At 71.0% G+C, this 3,868-nt stretch carries 3 protein-coding genes; 2 read left to right on the forward strand and 1 reads right to left on the reverse strand.

Going from position 1 to position 3,868, the window contains the following annotated elements:
* Together NS220_RS14505 and NS220_RS14510 are read left to right on the forward strand one after the other, a co-directional pair.
* Window positions 1–585, forward strand: a 585-nt coding sequence (locus NS220_RS14505) for a carboxylesterase family protein (RefSeq protein ID WP_153004307.1), incomplete at its 5' end; no start/stop codon positions are given.
* 62 nt (window positions 586–647) lie between these two features.
* A complete protein-coding gene (locus NS220_RS14510; protein ID WP_058624740.1) occupies window positions 648–2,120 on the forward strand; it encodes an MFS transporter in 1,473 nt (490 codons plus the stop codon).
* Window positions 2,121–2,201: 81 nt separating this feature from the next.
* On the opposite strand, the gene NS220_RS14515 is transcribed toward NS220_RS14510, so the two are convergent.
* Window positions 2,202–3,868: helicase HerA-like domain-containing protein (locus tag NS220_RS14515; protein WP_058624741.1), on the reverse strand; the 1,667-nt coding region annotated here is incomplete at its 5' end.

A 3,868-nucleotide genomic window follows, 5' to 3' on the forward strand; every position in this document is an offset into this window, starting at 1 on the left:
TACATGAAGTCGCCGCTGATCCCCATCACGGGCGACCGGATCGACAAGATGTTCGCCGACATGGCGGAGCAGAACCCCGGCGTCGAGCTGCCGAGCCGCGAGCAGGTCCTCGCCGCCTACGAGCACGTGCGTCACCGCGCGGTGGGGCTCGGTGTCGCCCGCGACATCGGATTCCGCCTCCCCACGCTCTGGGCGGCGGAGGGGCACGCGGCGGCGGCCCCGGTGTGGCTCTACCGCTTCGATCACGCCTCGCCCTTCCTGCGCCTGATCGGCCTGGGTGCCACGCACGCGGCGGAGCTGCCCTACGTGTGGGGCAACCTCGTCAGCGGTCCGAAGGACCCGACGTTCCGGCTGGGCGGGAAGCGGGTCGCGGAGCTGATCTCGACCCGCATGCAGGCACGGTGGATCGCGTTCGCCCGGGGAGAAGACCCGGCGGCGCCGGACGCGCCCCCATGGCCGGTCTTCACGACCGAGGGTGCCGACGCGCGCGCGACGCTCGTGATCGACCGCCACGACCTCGTCGTCGCCGACCTCGACGGCGATCTCCGCCGCGCGTGGGGCGACGAGGTGCTGAGCTTCCACTAGCACGGGGCTCTGCGCGGCGCCTCGGCTGGCATCCGGGCGCCGATCGGAGTAACGCTAGAACGATGAACGAGAATCCCCCCTCGGCATCCCGCATCCCCCGACTCGAGGTCGACGACGTCATCGTGGTCGACAAGAAGCGCGTGCGCACGGCCATCGGCGGCACCGTCGTCGGCAACTTCATGGAGTGGTTCGACTTCGGGATCTACGGCTACCTCGCCGTCACCCTGTCCGTCGTGTTCACCTCCGACCTTCCCGACCCGTGGGGCCTGCTGGTCACCCTGCTGGGCTTCGCGATCTCTTTCCTCGTCCGCCCTTTCGGCGGTTTCGTGCTCGGTCCGCTCGGCGACCGGATCGGCCGGCAGAAGGTGCTGTTCCTGACGATGGCGATGATGGCCGCGGCCACCGCCCTCATCGGTCTGCTCCCCACCTCCGCCGCGATCGGCCTGTGGGCCATCGTGCCGCTCTACGTGCTGAAGATGGTGCAGGGTTTCTCGACCGGCGGCGAGTACGCCGGGGCGACCACCTACGTCTCGGAGTTCTCCCCCGACCGCACCCGCGGCTTCTGGTCGTCGTTCCTCGATGTCGGGTCGTACATCGGTTTCGCCGCCGGCGCGTCGGCCGTGGCGATCGTCACGGCGGTCACGACCTCGATCTCGGGTCCGGATGCCATGGTCGACTACGGCTGGCGCATCCCGTTCCTGCTCGCGATCCCCCTCGGCATCGTGGCCATCTGGTTCCGTCTGCGCATCCCCGAGACACCGTCGTTCGAGCAGACCCACGCCGTCGAAGAGCGCGCCGCCGACGACCCGCTGGCCCGGCAGGGGCTGCGCGGGATCGTCCGCCACCACTGGCGCGCGCTCCTGATCGGCATCGCTCTGGTCGCCGCCACCAACACCGCCGGGTACGCGCTCACGAGCTACATGCCCGTCTACCTCGAAGAAGAAGTCGGCGTGTCCAACCTCACCGCCGCGATCGCCACAGTCCCGGTCCTCGTGGTCATGTCGGCCGCCCTGCCGTTCATCGGACGCCTGAGCGATCGCATCGGCCGCAAGCCCGTCTATGCGATCGCGGCCATCTCGGCGCTCGTCCTGCTCGTCCCGGCGTTCCTCATCATGCAGATCGGCGAGATGTGGGCCGTGATGGTCGCGCTGTGCATGGCCGCCGTCCCCGTGGCGTTCTACGTCGCGATCTCGGCATCCGCTCTCCCGGCGCTCTTCCCGACCGCGTCGCGCTTCGGCGCCATGGCGGTGGCCTACAACGTGGCCGTCTCGCTGTTCGGCGGGACCACGCCGCTCATCAGTCAGGCCCTCATCGCCGCGACCGGCAACACCCTCATGCCGGCGTTCTACATCATGCTGTTCGCGGCGCTGGGTCTCATCGCCCTCCTCGCCATGCGCGAGACCGCGAAGCGGCCCCTCCTCGGCTCGGTGCCGACGGTGGAGACCCCCGCCGAGGCGGCCGCCCTCGTCGAGCGGCAGGGATCCGACCCCCTCATCGACACCTCGACGATGCCTCTCCCCGTCCGGCGGGCCTGACGGCGAGGGATCGTGGATGCCGCGCCCCCGGCATCCACGATCCTCCCGCCGTGTGTCCCGGCGTCCGCGGGTGTCGCCCGCTCAGCGCCTGCGTCCCGTGCCGAACAGACCGCGGATCACATCCGTCACGATGCTCTTGGTCGCCCCGCGCCCCAGCACCTCGTCGAGCGGCGAGGTGGGCGCGCTCGAACGTCGGCGCGGCGCCGCGGTGCTCTTCAGGATCCGCTCGTACTCGCGCTGCGCCTTCTTCTGCGCCTCCGCGTTCGCTTTGTCGATCGCGGCCTTCTGCTTCGCGTACTCGGCGGCGTCGGCGGCGTCCTGTTTCGCCTTCTCCGCCGCGGCGCGCGCGTCGGCCGCCGCCTGCATCCGCGCGCCGAGGATCTCGCGTGCCGACTCCGGGTCGATCGGGGTGCCGTACGCGGCGAAGAGGGGGGATGCCGCGACGGCGGCCGCCATGGTCTCCGCGGGGATCGGCGACATCGACGCGCGCGGCGCGAAGAGCCGGGTCCACGCCACCGGCGTCGGCGCTCCGCGCTCGCTCATGACGGTGATGATCGCCTCACCGGTGCCGAGTTCTTGGAACACCCGCTCGAGGTCGTACCCCGAGTCGGGGTAGGTCCGCACCGACGCGCGGAGGGCTTTCGCGTCGTCGGGGGTGAAGGCGCGCAGCGCGTGCTGCACGCGCGAGCCGAGCTGCCCGAGGACGTCCGCGGGCACGTCCTTCGGCGTCTGCGTGACGAAGAAAACGCCCACCCCCTTGGACCTGATGAGCCGCACCGTCTGCGTGATCGCGGCGAGGAAGGCCTTCGAGGCGTCGCGGAACAGCAGGTGCGCTTCGTCGAAGAAGAACACGAGCTTGGGCTTGTCGAGGTCGCCGACCTCGGGCAGCACCTCGTACAGCTCCGCGAGCAGGTACATGAGGAAGGTCGAGTACAGCTCGGGCCGCGAGGCGACGTTCGGCACCTCGAGCAGGCTCACGATGCCCGCGCCCGCGGCATCCGCGCGCAGGAAGACCGAGACATCGAGCTCGGGCTCGCCGAAGAAGGTGTCGGCCCCGGCGGAGGCGAAGGCGACGAGCTCGCGCAGGATGACCCCGGCCGTCGCCGCGGACAGGCCGCCGATGCCCTTCAGCTCGTCCTTCCCCTCGTCGCTGGTGAGGAAGGTGAGCACCGCGCGCAGGTCCGGCAGGTCGACCAGCGCCAACCCCTTCTCGTCGGCGTAGTGGAACACGAGGCCGAGGCTCGACTCCTGCGTGGCGTTGAGCCCCAGCACGCGGCTCAGCAGGAGCGGGCCGAAGCCCGACACCGTCGCGCGCACCGGGATCCCGGAGGCGGTGTCATCGCCCAGCGCGAAGAACTCGGTGGGATACGCCCGCGGCGACCAGTCCTGACCGAGGGCGGCGGTGCGCGCGGTGAGCTTCTCGCTGGAAGCACCCGGCGCGGCGATCCCGGACAGGTCGCCCTTGATGTCGGCCGCGAAGACGGGCACCCCCTGCGCCGACAACTGCTCGGCGAGAAGCTGCAGCGTGCGCGTCTTACCCGTGCCGGTCGCTCCCGCGACGAGTCCGTGGCGGTTGATCATCGCGAGGGGGATCCGGACGGGGACGGATGCCACCGGCCCGCCGTTCACGAGCACGCCGAGGTCGAGTGCCGCACCGTCCGAGGTGTACCCGGCGGCGACGGCGGAGACCTGGGCGTCGGTCAGCGGGGCTTCGGAGGCCGAGCCGGCGGGGGCTGCCGGAGCGGGGG

This window comes from Microbacterium testaceum (assembly GCF_001476655.1).
Classification (GTDB): domain Bacteria; phylum Actinomycetota; class Actinomycetes; order Actinomycetales; family Microbacteriaceae; genus Microbacterium; species Microbacterium testaceum_C.

Bases quoted from the DNA above. Each gene is read 5' to 3' on its own strand.
- NS220_RS14510 (WP_058624740.1), top strand. From the start codon at position 648: ATGAACGAGAATCCCCCCTCGGCATCCCGCATCCCCCGACTCGAGGTC.